This window comes from Gordonia amicalis NBRC 100051 = JCM 11271 (genome assembly GCF_000332995.1).
GTDB classification, from domain to species: domain Bacteria; phylum Actinomycetota; class Actinomycetes; order Mycobacteriales; family Mycobacteriaceae; genus Gordonia; species Gordonia amicalis.
The window spans coordinates 28,359-43,637 of sequence record NZ_BANS01000052.1 but is presented as its reverse complement, the minus strand read 5'-3'; the positions used below and the strand labels follow the sequence as shown (position 1 = coordinate 43,637).

The following is a 15,279-nucleotide window of genomic DNA, read 5'->3' as shown; positions in this document are numbered from 1 at the left end:
GGCCACCGACCTCACCGGAACCCTGGAGACCGTCCTGGGTGCCGGCGGCGACGTGGGAGCCGACCTCGGCGCATCCCTGGGCGCGGTTCTCGGCACCGCACTGAGCGGCGAGCTCGGCGGAAGCCTCGCCGGCGAGCTGGCGGGCGGAGCGGACCTGGCGGGCGCCCTGAGCAGCACGCTCAGCAACGCACTCGATGTCGATCTGTCGGCCACCAACGGCCTGGTCGCGACCCTCGACTCGACGCTGGAGGCCACGGGTGGTCTCGGCGATGTGCTCACCGGTGAGCTCGGCGCGGTGCTCAACCCGAGTCTCGTGATCTCCCCGGAGGGCAGCATCACCGTGGGCGGCCCGATCCTGACCACCGTCGGACTGGGTGGCACCGCCGCCGACGATCTCACCGGCACCCTCGAGACCGGACTCGGCGGCGGACTCGCCGGGCTCGGGACGACGCTGGACACGGGGATCGGTTCGGCCCTCGACAGCGGTCCGGGTCTCGGCGGTGATCTGGGTCTCGGCGGTGACCTGGGTCTGGGCGGTGGCCTCGGCCTCGGCGGCGACCTGGGCCTCGACAGTTCACTCCCGGCGGAGGTCACCGGCGACCTGACCACCGCCGTCTCCGGCGCGGCCGGCGGCGCAGTGAACGTCGGCGGCGAAGCGGTCGGTGCGCTCGACTCGACCCTGGGTGGCACCCTCGGCGCGACGACCGACGCCGCCGGCAACCTCGGCACCGATCTCCCCGGGGACGTCTCCGGCGGCCTGACCGGCGGATTCACCGGCGGCGGCGAGGCCGGCGGCGGCGTCGACCTCGGCGGCGTCACGCACACCGACGCCGGACTCGGCGGAGCCCTGGACTCGACGGTCGGAGGCGTGGCCGACACGACGAGCGGGCTCACCGGCGGCCTGACCGGCGACCTCACCGGTGGTCTCACCGGCGGGCTGACCGATGGACTGGGAGCCGACTCGGATGCCGGTGCGGCCGCATCCGGAGACGTCGACGCCGGACCGGACGCCGGCTGACCCCCGGACACGACGGAATCGCCCCGGCGCCGCCCGACGACCAGCACCTCGCTGGACGCGTGCGGTGCCGGGGCCGACCCCGTCTCCGGGTAGCGCACCCGGACACGTCCCCAATGCCGACCGCGTGCGCCGAGTCACCACTACCGTGAGGACACCATGACCAATTCCCCCGCCGAGTTCCCGCCGGCCGCCCGGCCGGTCGACGTCGCGCAGGTCTCCGCGGCCGCCGCCCCGTCGTCGGCGCCCTCCACCATCGGTGACCTGCTGACCACCATGTCGGAGGTGGCCCGCGAGGCCGGACGAACCGACCTCGTCACCCGCCTCGACGGCGCACGGACCCGCATCTCCGACCCCCGCCTGCGGATCGTCGTGGTGGGGCAGCTCAAACAGGGCAAGAGTCACTTCGTCAATGCGCTGCTCGACCTCGACGTGTGCTCGGTGGGCGACGACGAGACGACCGCGGTGCCGACCGTGATCTCGCATGCCCGGCAACCGACGGCCCACCTCGTCGTCGACGGTCCGTCCGACGACAATCGCATTCCGGTCCCGATGGACGCGATCGGTGCCATCACCCCCGACTCCCCGCTCGCCGGCGGCCGCGAGGTGTTGCGGCTGGAGATCGGTGCGCCCGGTCCGCTGCTGGCGGACGGTCTCGTCCTCGTCGACACACCCGGCGTCGGCGGCCACGGACACCCTTATGCCGCAGCCACATTGGGCATGGTGGCGGCCGCCGACGCGGTCCTGGTGCTGTCGGACGCCAGCCAGGAGTTCACCGCGCCGGAGATGTCCTTTCTCCAGCAGGTGATCGGCCTGTGTCCGACCGTCGCGTGCCTGATCACGAAGACCGACCTGTATCCGCACTGGCGGGCCGTCGCCGATGCCGATCGCGCGCATCTGCGGACCGCCGGCATCGACATCCCCGTACTGCCGGTGTCGTCGGTGCTGCGCTCGCACGCGCTGCGCCTGGGCGACGAAGAACTCAACGCCGAGGCCGGCTTCCTCGATCTCTACCGCTACCTGCGCGACCGCGTGGTGGCCACCGCGCAGCAAGCGGCCCGCGGGGCGGTCGCCACCGATCTCCGGGTCGTCAGTGAACATCTCGCGCTCACCTTGGGCAGCGAACTGGCCGCACTCCGCGATCCGGACACCGCGAACAAGGCCGTCCGGGCGCTGCAGGAGGCCAAGGCCGACGCCGAGGCGATGCGCCGGAAATCGGCACAGTGGCAGCAGACATTGGCCGACGGGGTCGCCGACCTCGCCGCCGACATCGACCACGACCTGCGCGATCGGCTGCGCGCGGTCACCCGCGAAGCCGAACGCGCCATCGACGAGGGCGATCCGGGCGTCGACTGGGAGCAGCTCAGCGAGTGGCTGGCCGACCAGACGGCAGCGGTGATCGGCGACAACTTCGTCTGGGCTCATGAGCGGTCGGTCTGGCTGGCCGAGCGGGTCGCCGACCATTTCGCCGCCGCCGGGCAGAGTTCCCTCCCCGACATCGATGTCGCCGACCTGACCGGCGTGCTCGACTCGGTGGCCGAACTCGCCGAACTCGACAGCGGCAAGGTCGGCGTGACGCAGAAACTGCTGATCGGGATGCGGGGGTCCTACGGCGGCGTGCTGATGTTCGGGCTCATCTCGACGATGGTCGGCATGGCGTTGATCAACCCGGTCTCGGTGGGCGCCGGATTCCTGTTGGGCACCAAGGCATACCGTGACGACAAGCAGGCGAAGGTGCTCGAGCGGCGCGCCAAGGCGAAGGTGGCGGTGCGGGCCTTCACCGACGACGTCAGCTTCCAGGTCGGCAAGGAGTCCCGTGACCGGTTGCGCGTCATCCAGCGCGTGCTGCGCGACCATTTCAGCTTCGTCGCGGAGCAGACCGCCCGTTCCATCTCCGAATCCCTCAGTGCCGCACAGTCAGCAGCGACGTCGACCGAGTCCGAGCGGGCCCGTCGAGCTGCCGAACTCGAGTCCCGGCTGACCGCGGTCGCCGCCCTCCGCAAGGCCGCAGATCACTTCGACCCCGATCATCTCGACCCGGCGCAACCGAAGGCCGGTCGCCACGCGTCAGGACAGTCTCGCTGATGGCCGGGATCGATCGTGCGCGTGCATTTCTCGACGCCGCCCGCGGCGCACTGGCCGACGACCCCCGCGCGCAGGCCGAGCTCGACCTCTGCGAACACCGGATGTATCAGCCGGTCCGGGTCGCCCTGGCGGGATCGCTGAAGGCCGGCAAGTCCACGTTGCTCAATGCACTTGTCGGACAGGACATCGCACCGACGGATGCCACCGAGTGCACGCGCGTCGTCACCTGGTACCGCAGCGGCCGGTCGCCGTCGGTGACCGCGCACATCGACGACGGTCGGACCGTCGGAATCCCGGTGACCCGCATCGACGGGCGCCTGGGCTTCGACTTCGGACGGCTCACCGCCGACCGCGTGGACCATCTCGACGTCGAATGGCCCGCCCGCGCGCTGCAAACCACGACGATCGTGGACACGCCGGGCACCGCGTCGTTGTCGACGGAGTTGTCCGACTCCACGATTCGCCTCCTCGCGCCCCGGGGCGAGTCAGGGAGCGAGGAGCACCGGGGGCGGTCCGGCGTCGACGCGGTCGTCTATCTGCTGCGATCCCTCACCGCCACGGACACGGCCATGCTGCGGCGCATCGGCACCGCGATCGGCGGATCGTCGGGTCCGCTGGGGGTGATCGGCGTCGTATCCCGCGCCGACGAGCTGGGCGCCGGGCGGATGGATGCGATGATCTCCGCCCAACAGATCGCGGGACGCTTCGCCGGGGAGCTCGAACGGACGGGCCTCTGCCAGGCGGTGGTCCCCGTCGCCGGGCTGCTCGCACTGGCTGCCCGGACGCTGCGCGAGGTCGAGTTCCGCGCACTCGCCCAGCTCGCCTCGACGCCGGGGGCCGAGCTCGAGGCGGCCCTGCTGACGATGGACCGATTCGCCCGGCCCGACATCCTGCCCGACATCCCCGCCGATCTCCGACGGTCGCTGGCCGAGCGTTTCGGTGTCTTCGGCATCCGGCTGGCGGTCACCCTCATCCGCTTCGGCGCGACGTCGTCCACCGCGCTGGCCGCGGAACTCGTCGAACGCAGCGGCTTGTCGGAGTTGAGCGCCATCATCGACACCCAGTTCGCCCAGCGCGCCGACGAACTCAAATCCCATTCGGCGCTGGTGACCCTCGATCACCTGCTGGCGGCCTCCGCCTCGGCGCCGGCGGCGCAGCTGCGGGCGTCGGTTCGCCGGGAACTCGCCGACGTACACGGCTTCCGGGAACTGCGGCTGCTCAGCACCATTCGCGTCGGCGGTCTCGACCTGCCCCCGGAACAGATCGCCGACCTCACCCGCCTCATCGGCGGCTCGGGAATCGATCCCGCGACGCGCCTGGGTCAGCCCGCGGACACCGACGTGCCGGAGCTTCGCGCGTCGGCGATCCAGGCCGCTCGCACCTGGCGGTCCCTCGCGGGCCACCCACTGATCGCCCCGGACGTCGCATCCGGATGCCAGGTGGCCGTCCGGAGTGCCGAGGGCATCGTCGCGCGACTCGACGAGCCGCGGTCATTTTCCGGGACAGGCGATTTCAGCGTAGGAACGCACTCACCGCGCGGGTGAACGCGCCCCCGGTGGCGATCAGCGCGATCACCGCCGCGGCCGCCGGCGCCCACAGCACCGGCGTGGGCAACCCGGCGTCGCCGAGGCCTTCTGACGACGGACTGACGGTGAGGTGGAAGGCCACCGCGCCGGCGGTCGCGACCACCGCGCCGAACGCCAGGAGCGTCCGCCCCGATCGTCGGCCGCTCCAGAGTCGCACCGCGCCGGTCACGCCGAGCACCACGACGACCAGGGCGACACCCGCGCCGACGAGCAGCGAGACGTCGACGGCGCGTCCGGCGTCGGTGCCGCTCTCGGGATGTTCGCGGATCAGGTCGGCGGCCAGCACCGCGCGGATGTCGTCGAGCGATGCTGCGATCACCAGCACGGCGACGATCATCAGCGCGACGGTGACGATCCACCCCAGGACGACCCAGCGCACGGTCCCGGGGCGTTCGGTCGTCTGCCGGGGGCGCATGGGCGTGACGGCAACGCGCGGACGAGGTGGCGGTGTATCGCCGGACATCGGCATCCTTCGATGGTAGGCGGTCGACGACATCTTCCGGCGAACCGAGAGTGCGTCGTGAGTATCGGATTTCGACACTCACGACGCACTCTGCGATGGTCACTCAGTCGCCGGCTGTTGCACCCGTCAACGGCGGTGACGCCGCGAGGAGTTCGTTCTCCTCCTCGGTGAACGCCCGCGCACGCGAGAGGAAACGCACGCCTTCGGGCGCTTCCAGACTGAACCCGGCGCCACGACCCTTCACGACGTCGAGGATGAGCTGCGTGTGCTTCCACAACTCGAACTGGTCACCGTTGATCCAGACCCGCACGGCCGGAATGGGTTCGGCGAGTTCGATCTCGCCGACCAACACATCGCGCTGGCCGACCCGGTACTCCCCCACCGGATAACACATCGGGGCCGAGCCGTCACAGCACCCACCGGACTGGTGGATCATGAGTCCGCCGTGCAACTCCGTCAGTTTGGTCAGGAGCTGCACGGCGGCGTCTGTGGCGACCACCCGATCAGGAGCACTCTGTTCGGTGGTCATTCTCAATCACCTTTCCCGCTTCCTGAGGAGCGAGCTTGCGAGCGTCCCCCGCTCCCTGAGGAGCGAGCTTGCGAGCGTCCCCCGCTCCCTGAGGAGCGAGCTTGCGAGCGTCCCCCGCTCCCTGAGGAGCGAGCTTGCGAGCGTCTCGAAGGGTTGGCGAGTCCTTTCGATACGCCCTCCGCAAGCTCCGGGCTATTCAAGGAGCAGGAAGCGCGAGCTTGCGAGCCTGCGAGCGTCTCGAAGGGTCCGGATCAGAAGAAGCCCTTCGCGTTCTGCGCGTAGCCGACCAGGAGGTTCTTGGTCTGCTGGTAGTGCTCGAGCATCATCAGGTGGTTCTCGCGGCCGATGCCGGACTGCTTGTAGCCGCCGAAGGCCGCGTGTGCCGGGTAGTCGTGGTAGGTGTTGGTCCACACGCGACCGGCCTGGATCTCGCGGCCGGCCCGGTATGCGGTAGCACCGTCACGGCTCCACACGCCGGCACCGAGGCCGTACAGGGTGTCGTTGGCGATGTGCATGGCGTCGGCGAAGTCCTTGAAGGTGGTGACCGCGAGGACCGGGCCGAAGATCTCCTCCTGGAAGATGCGCATCTTGTTGTTGCCCTGGAAGACTGTCGGCTTGATGTAGTAGCCGTCGGACAGGTCGCCGCCGAGATCCGCGGCCTCGCCGCCGGTGAGCACCTGGGCACCCTCGTCCCGGCCGATGGCGAGATACGAGGAGATCTTCTCGAACTGGTCGTTCGACGCCTGGGCACCCATCATGGTGTCGGTGTCGAGCGGGTTGCCCTGCTTGATCTTCGAGACGCGGTCGACGGCCTTGGCGATGAACTCGTCGTAGATGTCCTGCTGGATCAGCGCGCGGCTCGGGCAGGTGCACACCTCGCCCTGGTTGAGCGCGAACATCGAGAAGCCCTCGAGCGCACGGTCGAGGAAGCTGTCGTCGGACGACATGACGTCGTTGAAGAAGATGTTCGGGCTCTTGCCGCCGAGCTCGAGGGTGACCGGGATCAGGTTCTCCGACGCGTACTGCATGATGAGGCGGCCGGTGGTGGTCTCACCGGTGAAGGCGATCTTGCGGATGCGGTTGCTCGACGCGAGGGGCTTGCCGGCCTCGACGCCGAATCCGTTGACCACGTTGAGAACACCCGCGGGCAGCAGATCGCTGATGAGGCTCACCAGGTAGAGGATCGACGCCGGGGTCTGCTCGGCGGGCTTGAGCACCACCGCGTTGCCGGCGGCGAGAGCCGGGGCGAGCTTCCAGACCGCCATGAGGATCGGGAAGTTCCACGGGATGATCTGGCCGACGACGCCGAGCGGCTCGTGGAAGTGGTAGGCGACGGTGTCCTCGTCGATCTCGGAGATCGAACCCTGCTGGGCGCGCAGCGCACCGGCGAAGTAACGGAAGTGGTCGATGGCCAGCGGGATGTCGGCGGCGAGGGTCTCGCGGACGGCCTTGCCGTTGTCCCAGGTCTCGGCGACCGCGAGCTTCTCGAGGTTCTCCTCCATGCGGTCGGCGATGCGCAACAGGGCGAGGGAACGCTCGGCGACGGGGGTCTTGCCCCAGGCCGGCGCCGCCTTGTGCGCGGCGTCGAGGGCGAGGTCGATGTCCTCGGCGGTCGACCGGGCGACCTCACAGAACGTCTTGCCGTCCACCGGCGACGGGTTCTCGAAGTACTGACCCTTGACGGGCGGGGTCCACTGGCCGCCGATCCAGTTGTCGTAGCGCGACTCGTAGCTCATCACCGAGCCATCGGCACCGGGCTTTGCGAAGACGGTCATGGTCACTCCTTGCGTGTCGGCCTCTTCTCGAGGGCGGCTGGAACGTGTCACATGGGACACCCCGGGGTATCCGATGTGATCTGCTGCACACGCTAGGTGCGGGCTGGTTGCACAAGGGTTGCAACGGGCGCAACGTGCCCTTCGAGACGGCCCTCCGCAGGCTCCGGACCTCCTCAGGGAGCAGGTGGCGGCCGTCCGACCGGAGTCAGAGTCCGTAGCGCTTGTCGAGCAGCCTGATGCGACCTCCGACGACGGCGCGGTCGGGGTGCCCGACGGGGAGTCGATGCTCGAGTCGGCGCCAGGCGACGAGGTCGTCTCGACCGTGAACGGAGGAGGTCCACTTGCGCAGCGCGGCGACGTCGCCGCCGGCGATCAGCCGTGAACGCAGATCCTCGCGCAGTTCTTCGAAGATCTCGACGATGCCGGGCGCCGTCGACTCGACCAGCAGACCGCCGCGGCCGAGGTCGTCGACCACCGTCGGCAGGTCGGTCCCGCTTTCGATGCGCGCCCGGATGTCGGAGATGTCGGAGGAGATGTCGAGGGTGAGGCGGTACGGGCGGCTCGCGACGACGTCGGCACCGAGATCGCGCCGCAGACGGGAGATTTCGGCCCGCACACTCACCGGGCCGAGCCCCTCCTCGGCGAGCTTCAGCGCGAGTTGCTCGGTGTTGAGACCTTCGGGAAAGGCTTGCAGCAGAACGAGAATCTCGGCATGACGTGGGGACACGGTGCGCGCACTCGCCCCGTCGGCGGTGCGATGCCAGCGATGCGGGCCGTCATCGAGAACCGCGAGGTGGGCGGCGCTCGACCGCGGGAGTCCCGCGTGGAAGGTCGCCGGATCGGCGAGATCCACGGCGCTCGACTGCAGTTCCCGCTCCACGGCGGCGACCACCGACCGCACTGCGGCGAGCGCGAACGGTGCCGCGACCTCGCGTCCGCCGGTCACGTCGATCACGCCGATGACGTGCCCGGTGAACGGGTCGTGTACCGGAGCCGCGGCGCAACTCCATTCCTGGACCGGGCCGGCGAAGTGTTCGGGACCGACGATCTGCACACCCCGATCAACGGCCAGGGCGAGACCGGGAGCGTTGGTCCCGACGGCCTCTTCGCTCCAGACGGAGCCCTCGACGAAGTTGATGTCGCCGGCCTTGTCGCGGGCCGCGGAGTCACCCTCGACCCACAGCAGCCGTCCGACCTGGTCGGTCAGGGCCGCGACGACGCCGGTGTCGGCGATCGCGTCGACCATCAGCGACTGCACCAGTGGCCGGACCGCGGTGATCGGGTGTGCCGCCCGGTATTCGGCGAACTCGTCGGCGGTCATCACCGGCACCGATTCGCCGGTCGGCAGTCCGTCGGCCGGGTTGACGTCGCTGGGATCGATGCCGCGGCTCAGAGAACGGGCCCAGGAATCGCGGACGATGGAGCGCACCGCATCCGACGGCGGCGTGACGCCGGAGAGGAACTCCTCATACGCGCGGCGGATGCGTGTCGCCACCGCAGCCGCGTCAGTCATGCGCCCTCCGTCGCTCGCCATATGTCGACGATTCTGCCTGGCAAACTGTGATCCCGGCAACAATCGGGGTGTGTCGGCGTATAGAGACTACTCGGCCTGGTCAGGCGAACCGCGAGGAGAACTCCCGCGGCGTCATTCCGGTGACGGCTTTGAAGTCGCGGACGAAATGGGCCTCGTCGGCGTAGGAGAGCTCGGCGGCGAGCGTGGCGAGGGTCTCCTCGGGTTCGCGAAGACGTTCCGCCGCTTCCTGCAGGCGACGGCGTTGGATGAGCCATTTGGGCGTCAGACCCAACCGGCGGCGGGTGAGTCGTTGCAGGCTCCGTTCGGTCATGTGGAACCGCTCGCAGATCTGGGCGACCGCGACCACCGTCGAATCGTTCTCGACCCAGTCGACGATCGCGTTGACGACACGACCGTCCTCGTCCATCGGGAGGTATCCCCGCAACCAGTCCTCGACGACGTCGGTCGCGGCACGCTGGGTGTCCTCGTCCTCCGGCGCGCGTTCCATCACCGCACGCACCGACCGTGCGAGACCGTCGCCGGACTCGCCGAAGACCACCGACAGTTCATCGAACCGGTCTGTCCACTGCGCGACGTCTCCGACGAGCAATCCGCCGGCGGCGGGGGTGAACATCACCCCGACCGCCCAGCCGTCGCCGGTCAGCACGGTTTCCGACAGGCCGGCGACCACTCCGTAGAACCGGGCATAGGTCTTGCTGATGACGAGCAGGCACAGCGGGTACTGCAACACGCGCTGCGGCGCCTCGGCGCCGGGCGGGACCGACCAGACGGGCACCCAGAACCGTCGCATCATCTCGTCGAGGTCCGGACTCGGACCCCACCGGCCGATGCGGCGACGGCCCGCGTCCGCAGGATCGACGAGGTGAGCGCGTTCGACGTCGTCGAGCCGCGTCGATCCCGAGTTGTCGGGTTTCATCAATCACCGTCCCCTGTCCTGGCGCTTGACTGTCATCATGACCACCACCACTGACAATTCACCACTGCTGAACCGCTACAACTCCTACGCCGACGGCTTCGGCGAGGTCCTCGCGACCGTGCCGGCCGAGGCCTGGTCCAACCCCTCGCCGTGTGACGGGTGGACGGCCCGCGACGTCGTGGCGCACGTCGTCGACAGCCAGCGGGACTTCTTCGCCGGACACGACGTCGACCTCGGTACCACACCGCCGTTCGACGATCCCGCGGCGGCCTGGCAGGCCCATCGGGACGCCGTCGCCTCCCGCCTCGCCGATCCGGCCATCGCCGACCGTGCCTTCGACGGCCATTTCGGTCCGACCACCATCGGGGAAACGCTGATCCGCTTCTACGGTTTCGACATGATCGCCCATCGGTGGGATGTCGCCACGGCCGCCGCCCTCGACCATCGTTTCACCGACGACCAGCTCACCGAGATGGAGACCGCCGCCGACGGCTTCGGGGATGCGCTCTACTCCGAAGGGGTCTGCGAACGCCTCGAGGTCCCCGCCGGCGCCGATCGCCAGACGGCCCTGCTCGCCAGGTTGGGTAGACGGTCCGACACCGCGGCCTGAAGCGACGCCGCGCTCCTCAGGGAATCCAGCCGTTGTGGCGGGGATACCGGACCCGCAGATGGCCATAGAGGTACGTGCTCAGCAGGAGCGCGGCACCGCCGCCGATCGCCGGCCAGAGGAAGGCGTTGTCGAGGGTGCCGCGGATGGCCGCGACCGCCCAGCCGATCACGAACAGAACCAGGGCGATCGTCGCGAGGATGCGGATGACGAGGACCAGCGTGGTGACCAACGCCCACACCGCTTCACGTGTCCGAACCGACCGCGCTCCCATGACGTCCCATCGTAATGTGACCCGTCCGTATGGGGGCGGGTCGGCGCCGTCACGCTTTTGACCCCACTGCGCGCCGACGCGTACACAATGGACTGATGAAGACCCTCCTCAACGTCATCTGGCTGCTGCTGTGCGGCCTGTGGATGGCGATCGGCTACGTCGTCGCCGGCATCATCTGCTGCATCCTGATCATCACCATCCCATTCGGCATCGCGTCGTTCCGGATGGCAACTACGCACTCTGGCCGTTCGGCCGCACCGTCGTCCGCAAACCCACCGCCGGCGCGGGTTCGATGATCGGCAACATCATCTGGATCATCGTCGCCGGACTGTGGCTCGCCCTGGGCCACATCGCCACCGGCCTCGCCCTCTGCATCACCATCATCGGCATCCCGCTCGGCATCGCGAGCTTCAAGATGGTGCCGATCTCGCTGCTCCCGCTGGGCGCCGAGATCGTCCCCACCGACCAGCCGATGCCCGGCGGGGCCCCGGTCCGCATGTGAGGGTGGCCGACCCATCCGAGTGGGTCGTCGAGTCCGAAGAAGAGGCATGAGCCTCGCCCGGACCCCTATGAGCGTCGAGGCTCTGCGTCCGCGGCTGCGGGCGGACATCTGCCGCCCAGCGGAAGGACAGCAGCAGAAGGTGAACGCGGTACGAGACCGAGGGCAGGAGGTGGGTGATGACTGATCATCTCGATCCCGAGGAAGCCGAATTGCTCGAGTTGGCGCCGGTCGTCGGGCTGAACGCACTGTCCTCCGACGAGCTGCGCGACATCGAGGCGCGGGTTGCCTCCGCTCCCGGGGACTTTCGCGAGCTGTTCGCCAAGCAGGTCCGGGCCACCAGGGAGGCCATGGCCGCGATCAGCGCGGCCACTGCGACTCCGCCCCCACCGTCCTTGCGCGATCGGGTACTCGCCGCCGCGCGGGCCGAGGCGGGACTCGACGAGCCGTCGGCCCGCGTGCCCGGCCCGACCGTCGAGATGGTCGAGAAGCCCGTGGTCGACGCGCCGGCGTCGGCGCCACCACCTGTGCCCGTCGAACCGCCCGCGGACCTCGAGGCCCGACGCCCCGGACGCTCACGTCGCTTCACCTACCTCACCGCCGCCGCCGTGGCCGCGATCGCGGTCGGCGCGCTCGGCTGGGACATCGGACTGTCGAACTCGGACGAACCCGCCGCTCCCCCACCCGTCGCCTCACCGGCCGAGCAGGTGTTCTCGGCCGGCGACCTGCGGTCCACGAGTGCTCCGGTCGCCACCGGGAGCGCCACCATCTACCTGGCCCAGTCCGCCGATACCGCTGTGCTGGTGATGAATTCGGTGCCGCCACCGAAGCCGGGCACCGTGTACCAGATGTGGCTCGTCGGTCCCGGCGGGACACGTTCGGCCGGCACCATGACCGACGCGGACGTCGAACCGGTCACCACCGCGGTCCTGTCCGGGATCAACACGGCCGACGCCCTGGCGTTCACCGTCGAACCGCCCGGGGGTTCGACGCAACCGACCAGCGCTCCGGTGGCCCAGCTGTCGTTGAGCTGACCGTTACTTGAGCAGCGCCCGGATCGCGTCGATGCTGTCGGCGAGGTCGGGTGTCTTGTCGGGGCGGTATCGCACGACGCGCGCGAAGCGGAGCGCAACACCACCGGGGTAGCGCGAACTGCGTTGTGCCCCATCGAGTTCGATCTCGACGACGATCTCCGGGCGCAGGTAGACGGTGTGAGCGTCTCGATGCGTGGCGTGCTTCGGGAACTCCTCGGTCTGCCATCGGAGGATCTCGTCGGTGAGACCCTTGAACGTCTTGCCCACCATGACGAGTTCGCCGGTCTCGGGGTCACGGGCACCGAGGTGCAGGTTCGACAGCCAGCCGGTCCGGCGACCCGACCCCCACTCGGCGCCGAGCACGACGAGATCGAAGGTGTGCGTGGGTTTGACCTTCTGCCAGGCCTTTCCGCGACGACCGGCCACATAGAGTCCGTCGAGGGACTTGACCATCACGCCCTCGTGGCCGTCGGCCATCGCGGCGTCGAAGTGGCGCTGGGCCTCCTCTGCGGTCGGACGTGACACCGCCGGAATCCGCAGCTGCGGGGCGATCGAGTCGATCGCGGCGAGACGTTCGGACAGCGGGCGGTCGATGAGGTCGACGCCGTCGAGGTGCAGGCAGTCGAAGAAGAACGGTTTCAGCAGCCGTTCGGGCTCGCCGGCCGCGGTGGGCCCGGAACCGAACCGGCTCATCGTGTCCTGAAACGACCGCGGACGTCCGTCGTCGCTGAGCATGAGTGTCTCGCCGTCGAGGATGACCGCTTCGCAGGGTAGTCCGGCGATGACCTCGACGAGGTCCGGGACGTTGTCGGTGACGTCGCGGAGTGTGCGGGTGTACACCGAGACGTCGGTGCCCTTGCGGTGCACCTGGATTCGCGCGCCGTCGAGCTTGTAGTCGACGATGAGGTCGGGGCCGAGAAGGTCCAGGGCGGCGTCGAGGTTGTCGGCGGGAGTCGCGAGCATCGGTTCGACGGCGCGGCCGACCTCGAGTCCCACTCCCGCCAGCGCCTCGGCGCCGAAGCGAGCGAGCGCCGCGGTCTCCGGCAACGATCCGGTGAGCATGTGCGCACGACGCACCGCGGTCAGCGGTTCACCGGTGACCTTCGCGATCGCGTCGGTCATGACCCCGGCCAGCGCGCCCTGCCGCAACTCGCCGGTCAGCAGGGCGACCAGGAACTTCTGCTCCGGTTCGGTGGCGGCGCCGAACATCGCGGCGAGGATCTCGGCGCGGTGGGTCGTCGAACCCGGTCCGCTCGCCGAAGCGAGTTCGCCGAATGCGGCGTCGACCTCGGCGACCTCGAGCGACGGCTCCCCGGCCGGTTCGGACACGAGCTTCGACAGTGATCGCCAGCCGACACCCAGCCTGCCCTGCGGTATCTCGCCGGACAGCCAGGCGACCACGATGGGGAGCTCGGCATCGGTGGCGGTGCCCAGCAACCCGGCCAGCACCTCGGTCTTGCGGGTGCGTGAGCGGTCGCGCGCGACATCGGAGGACGTCTGCATCACGTCGATCAATCTCACGTCACCGACGGTACGCCGCGGGTCGGACACGGCCGGGCACCTCGCGGCACCCGGTGCCGGACCTCAGACCTCGGTCAGGTCGACCGTCTTGGTCTCCCGGACGCTGAAGAGTGCGATCAGCGTCGTGCAGGCGGCGACGGCGAGATACACACCGACCCAGCCCACACCGAAGTCGGCAACGATCCACGTCGCGATGAACGGCGCGACCGCGGCGCCGATGATCGAGGCCACGTTGTAGGAGATCCCCGAACCCGTGTAGCGGACGTTGGTCGGGAACAGTTCCGGCAGGATCGCGCTCATCGGCCCGAACGTCAGACCCATCAGGGTCATGCCGAGGACCAGGAAGAACAGCATCGTGCCGTCGGTCATCGACGACGGGTCGAGGATCAGCTCGAAGCAGAGTCCGAACACGATGATCGCCGCCGTGACCACGAGGAGGAAGGCGCGACGGCCGAAACGGTCGGCGAGACGACCCGAGATCGGCACGCACGCAGCGAAGAACAGCACGGCGATGAGTTGCAGCTCGAGGAAGTCGGCGTAGCCGATCGACAGCTTCACACCCGACGCGTCGGTCACCTTGCCGGTGCCGTAGGAGATGATCCAGGTGGTCACGATGTAGAAGAGCGTGTACGTCGCGACCATGATGAAGGTGCCCGCGACGAGCTCCCGCCAGTTGGACTTCACCACCTCGGCGAGCGGCGCCTTGACCTTCTTGCCCTCTTCCACCGCCTTCGCGAACACCGGTGTCTCGGTGAGCTTCAGGCGCACGTACAGGCCGACGGCGACCATGATCGCGCTGGCGAGGAACGGGATTCGCCATCCCCATGTCATGAACGCGTGATCGGAGGCGGAGGTCTTGGCGTCGAAGTCGAGGCCGTAGATCAACAGCAGGAAGGTGCCGTTGGCGAAGAGGAACCCGATCGGCGCGCCCAGCTGCGGCCACATGGCGGCCCAGGCCCGCTTGCCCTTCTCGGCGGTCTCGGTCGCGAGAAGCGCTGCACCAGACCATTCCCCGCCGAGACCGAGGCCCTGGCAGAAGCGCATCAGCGCCAGCAGCGCCGGGGCCAGATACCCTACCGAGTCGTAGGTGGGCAGCAGGCCGATGACGAAGGTCGCGATGCCCATCGTGAGCAATGACCCGACCAGCGTCGCCTTGCGGCCGACCCGGTCACCGAAGTGGCCGAACAGGACCGAGCCGATGGGCCGCGCGACGAAGGCGAGTCCGAAGGTCGCGAACGACGACAACAACGCCGCGGTCTCGTCACCGGACGGGAAGAACAACACCGGGAACACCAGCACCGCGGCGGTGGCATAGATGTAGAAGTCGAAGAACTCGATGCTCGTACCGACCATCGACGCGATGACGATGCGGCTCCGGGGTACCGGTGGCTGTTCGGGGTGGTCGATGTTGCGGACCGCGGACTCGCTCATTCGTGCGAGG

Annotated in this window: 12 protein-coding genes and 2 pseudogenes; 6 read left to right on the top strand and 8 right to left on the bottom strand. The window is 69.1% G+C overall.

Going from position 1 to position 15,279, the window contains the following annotated elements:
* From GOAMI_RS20340 to GOAMI_RS20330, 3 genes and pseudogenes are all read left to right on the top strand, one after another.
* Nucleotides 1–1,018: pseudogene (locus GOAMI_RS20340) on the top strand (IniB N-terminal domain-containing protein); the annotation flags it as partial.
* Between the two features lie 156 nt (nucleotides 1,019–1,174).
* On the top strand, nucleotides 1,175–3,100 hold the full coding sequence (locus GOAMI_RS20335) for a dynamin family protein (RefSeq protein ID WP_006438488.1): 1,926 nt from the start codon (nucleotides 1,175–1,177) through the stop codon (nucleotides 3,098–3,100).
* Complete coding sequence (locus GOAMI_RS20330; protein WP_006438487.1) at nucleotides 3,100–4,644, top strand: dynamin family protein; 1,545 nt, start codon at nucleotides 3,100–3,102, stop codon at nucleotides 4,642–4,644. Before GOAMI_RS20335 ends, GOAMI_RS20330 begins: the two co-directional genes overlap by 1 nt.
* On the opposite strand, the gene GOAMI_RS20325 is transcribed toward GOAMI_RS20330, so the two are convergent.
* From GOAMI_RS20325 to GOAMI_RS20305, 5 genes are all read right to left on the bottom strand, one after another.
* Entirely contained in the window at nucleotides 4,613–5,149 is a 537-nt protein-coding gene (locus GOAMI_RS20325) for a hypothetical protein (protein ID WP_157228352.1), read from the bottom strand. The genes GOAMI_RS20330 and GOAMI_RS20325 overlap by 32 nt on opposite strands.
* Before the next feature lie 103 nt (nucleotides 5,150–5,252).
* Complete coding sequence (locus GOAMI_RS20320) at nucleotides 5,253–5,678, bottom strand: DUF779 domain-containing protein (RefSeq protein ID WP_006438485.1); 426 nt, start codon at nucleotides 5,676–5,678, stop codon at nucleotides 5,253–5,255.
* A 251-nt stretch (nucleotides 5,679–5,929) separates the two neighbouring features.
* A complete protein-coding gene (exaC, locus tag GOAMI_RS20315) occupies nucleotides 5,930–7,453 on the bottom strand; it encodes an acetaldehyde dehydrogenase ExaC (protein WP_006438484.1) in 1,524 nt (507 codons plus the stop codon).
* 205 nt (nucleotides 7,454–7,658) lie between these two features.
* The gene (locus tag GOAMI_RS20310; RefSeq protein WP_006438483.1) at nucleotides 7,659–8,966 is read right to left on the bottom strand and encodes a GAF domain-containing protein; all 1,308 of its coding nucleotides are present in this window, start codon (nucleotides 8,964–8,966) and stop codon (nucleotides 7,659–7,661) included.
* 100 nt (nucleotides 8,967–9,066) lie between these two features.
* Complete coding sequence (locus tag GOAMI_RS20305; RefSeq protein ID WP_006438482.1) at nucleotides 9,067–9,903, bottom strand: helix-turn-helix domain-containing protein; 837 nt, start codon at nucleotides 9,901–9,903, stop codon at nucleotides 9,067–9,069.
* A 37-nt stretch (nucleotides 9,904–9,940) separates the two neighbouring features.
* Here GOAMI_RS20305 and GOAMI_RS20300 point away from each other — a divergent pair, with 37 nt between their 5' ends.
* Nucleotides 9,941–10,513, top strand: coding sequence for a maleylpyruvate isomerase family mycothiol-dependent enzyme (locus GOAMI_RS20300; protein ID WP_040005053.1), 573 nt, complete (start codon nucleotides 9,941–9,943; stop codon nucleotides 10,511–10,513).
* 16 nt (nucleotides 10,514–10,529) lie between these two features.
* On the opposite strand, the gene GOAMI_RS20295 is transcribed toward GOAMI_RS20300, so the two are convergent.
* A complete protein-coding gene (locus GOAMI_RS20295) occupies nucleotides 10,530–10,784 on the bottom strand; it encodes a hypothetical protein (protein WP_006438480.1) in 255 nt (84 codons plus the stop codon).
* 95 nt (nucleotides 10,785–10,879) lie between these two features.
* Between GOAMI_RS20295 and GOAMI_RS20290 the strand changes: the two are divergent.
* Together GOAMI_RS20290 and GOAMI_RS20285 are read left to right on the top strand one after the other, a co-directional pair.
* Nucleotides 10,880–11,286 (top strand): annotated as a pseudogene (locus GOAMI_RS20290) (YccF domain-containing protein).
* A gap of 176 nt (nucleotides 11,287–11,462) precedes the next feature.
* Nucleotides 11,463–12,317, top strand: coding sequence for an anti-sigma factor (locus tag GOAMI_RS20285; protein WP_006438476.1), 855 nt, complete (start codon nucleotides 11,463–11,465; stop codon nucleotides 12,315–12,317).
* Between the two features lie 3 nt (nucleotides 12,318–12,320).
* Here GOAMI_RS20285 and GOAMI_RS20280 read toward each other — a convergent pair whose 3' ends face one another.
* Entirely contained in the window at nucleotides 12,321–13,838 is a 1,518-nt protein-coding gene (locus GOAMI_RS20280; protein ID WP_040005052.1) for an ATP-dependent DNA ligase, read from the bottom strand.
* A 63-nt stretch (nucleotides 13,839–13,901) separates the two neighbouring features.
* Nucleotides 13,902–15,269, bottom strand: a complete 1,368-nt coding sequence (locus GOAMI_RS20275) for an MFS transporter (protein ID WP_006438472.1) — start codon at nucleotides 15,267–15,269, stop codon at nucleotides 13,902–13,904.
* Between the last annotated feature and the right edge of the window lie 10 nt (nucleotides 15,270–15,279).

What these genes read in the sequence shown, in the direction of transcription:
- GOAMI_RS20335 (WP_006438488.1), top strand. Translation starts at nt 1,175, where the DNA reads ATGACCAATTCCCCCGCCGAGTTCCCGCCGGCCGCCCGGCCGGTCGAC.
- GOAMI_RS20330 (WP_006438487.1), top strand. Translation starts at nt 3,100, where the DNA reads ATGGCCGGGATCGATCGTGCGCGTGCATTTCTCGACGCCGCCCGCGGC.
- GOAMI_RS20325 (WP_157228352.1), bottom strand. Translation starts at nt 5,149, where the DNA reads ATGTCCGGCGATACACCGCCACCTCGTCCGCGCGTTGCCGTCACGCCC.
- GOAMI_RS20320 (WP_006438485.1), bottom strand. Translation starts at nt 5,678, where the DNA reads ATGACCACCGAACAGAGTGCTCCTGATCGGGTGGTCGCCACAGACGCC.
- exaC (WP_006438484.1), bottom strand. Translation starts at nt 7,453, where the DNA reads ATGACCGTCTTCGCAAAGCCCGGTGCCGATGGCTCGGTGATGAGCTAC.
- GOAMI_RS20310 (WP_006438483.1), bottom strand. Translation starts at nt 8,966, where the DNA reads ATGACTGACGCGGCTGCGGTGGCGACACGCATCCGCCGCGCGTATGAG.
- GOAMI_RS20305 (WP_006438482.1), bottom strand. Translation starts at nt 9,903, where the DNA reads ATGAAACCCGACAACTCGGGATCGACGCGGCTCGACGACGTCGAACGC.
- GOAMI_RS20300 (WP_040005053.1), top strand. Translation starts at nt 9,941, where the DNA reads ATGACCACCACCACTGACAATTCACCACTGCTGAACCGCTACAACTCC.
- GOAMI_RS20295 (WP_006438480.1), bottom strand. Translation starts at nt 10,784, where the DNA reads ATGGGAGCGCGGTCGGTTCGGACACGTGAAGCGGTGTGGGCGTTGGTC.
- GOAMI_RS20285 (WP_006438476.1), top strand. Translation starts at nt 11,463, where the DNA reads ATGACTGATCATCTCGATCCCGAGGAAGCCGAATTGCTCGAGTTGGCG.
- GOAMI_RS20275 (WP_006438472.1), bottom strand. Translation starts at nt 15,269, where the DNA reads ATGAGCGAGTCCGCGGTCCGCAACATCGACCACCCCGAACAGCCACCG.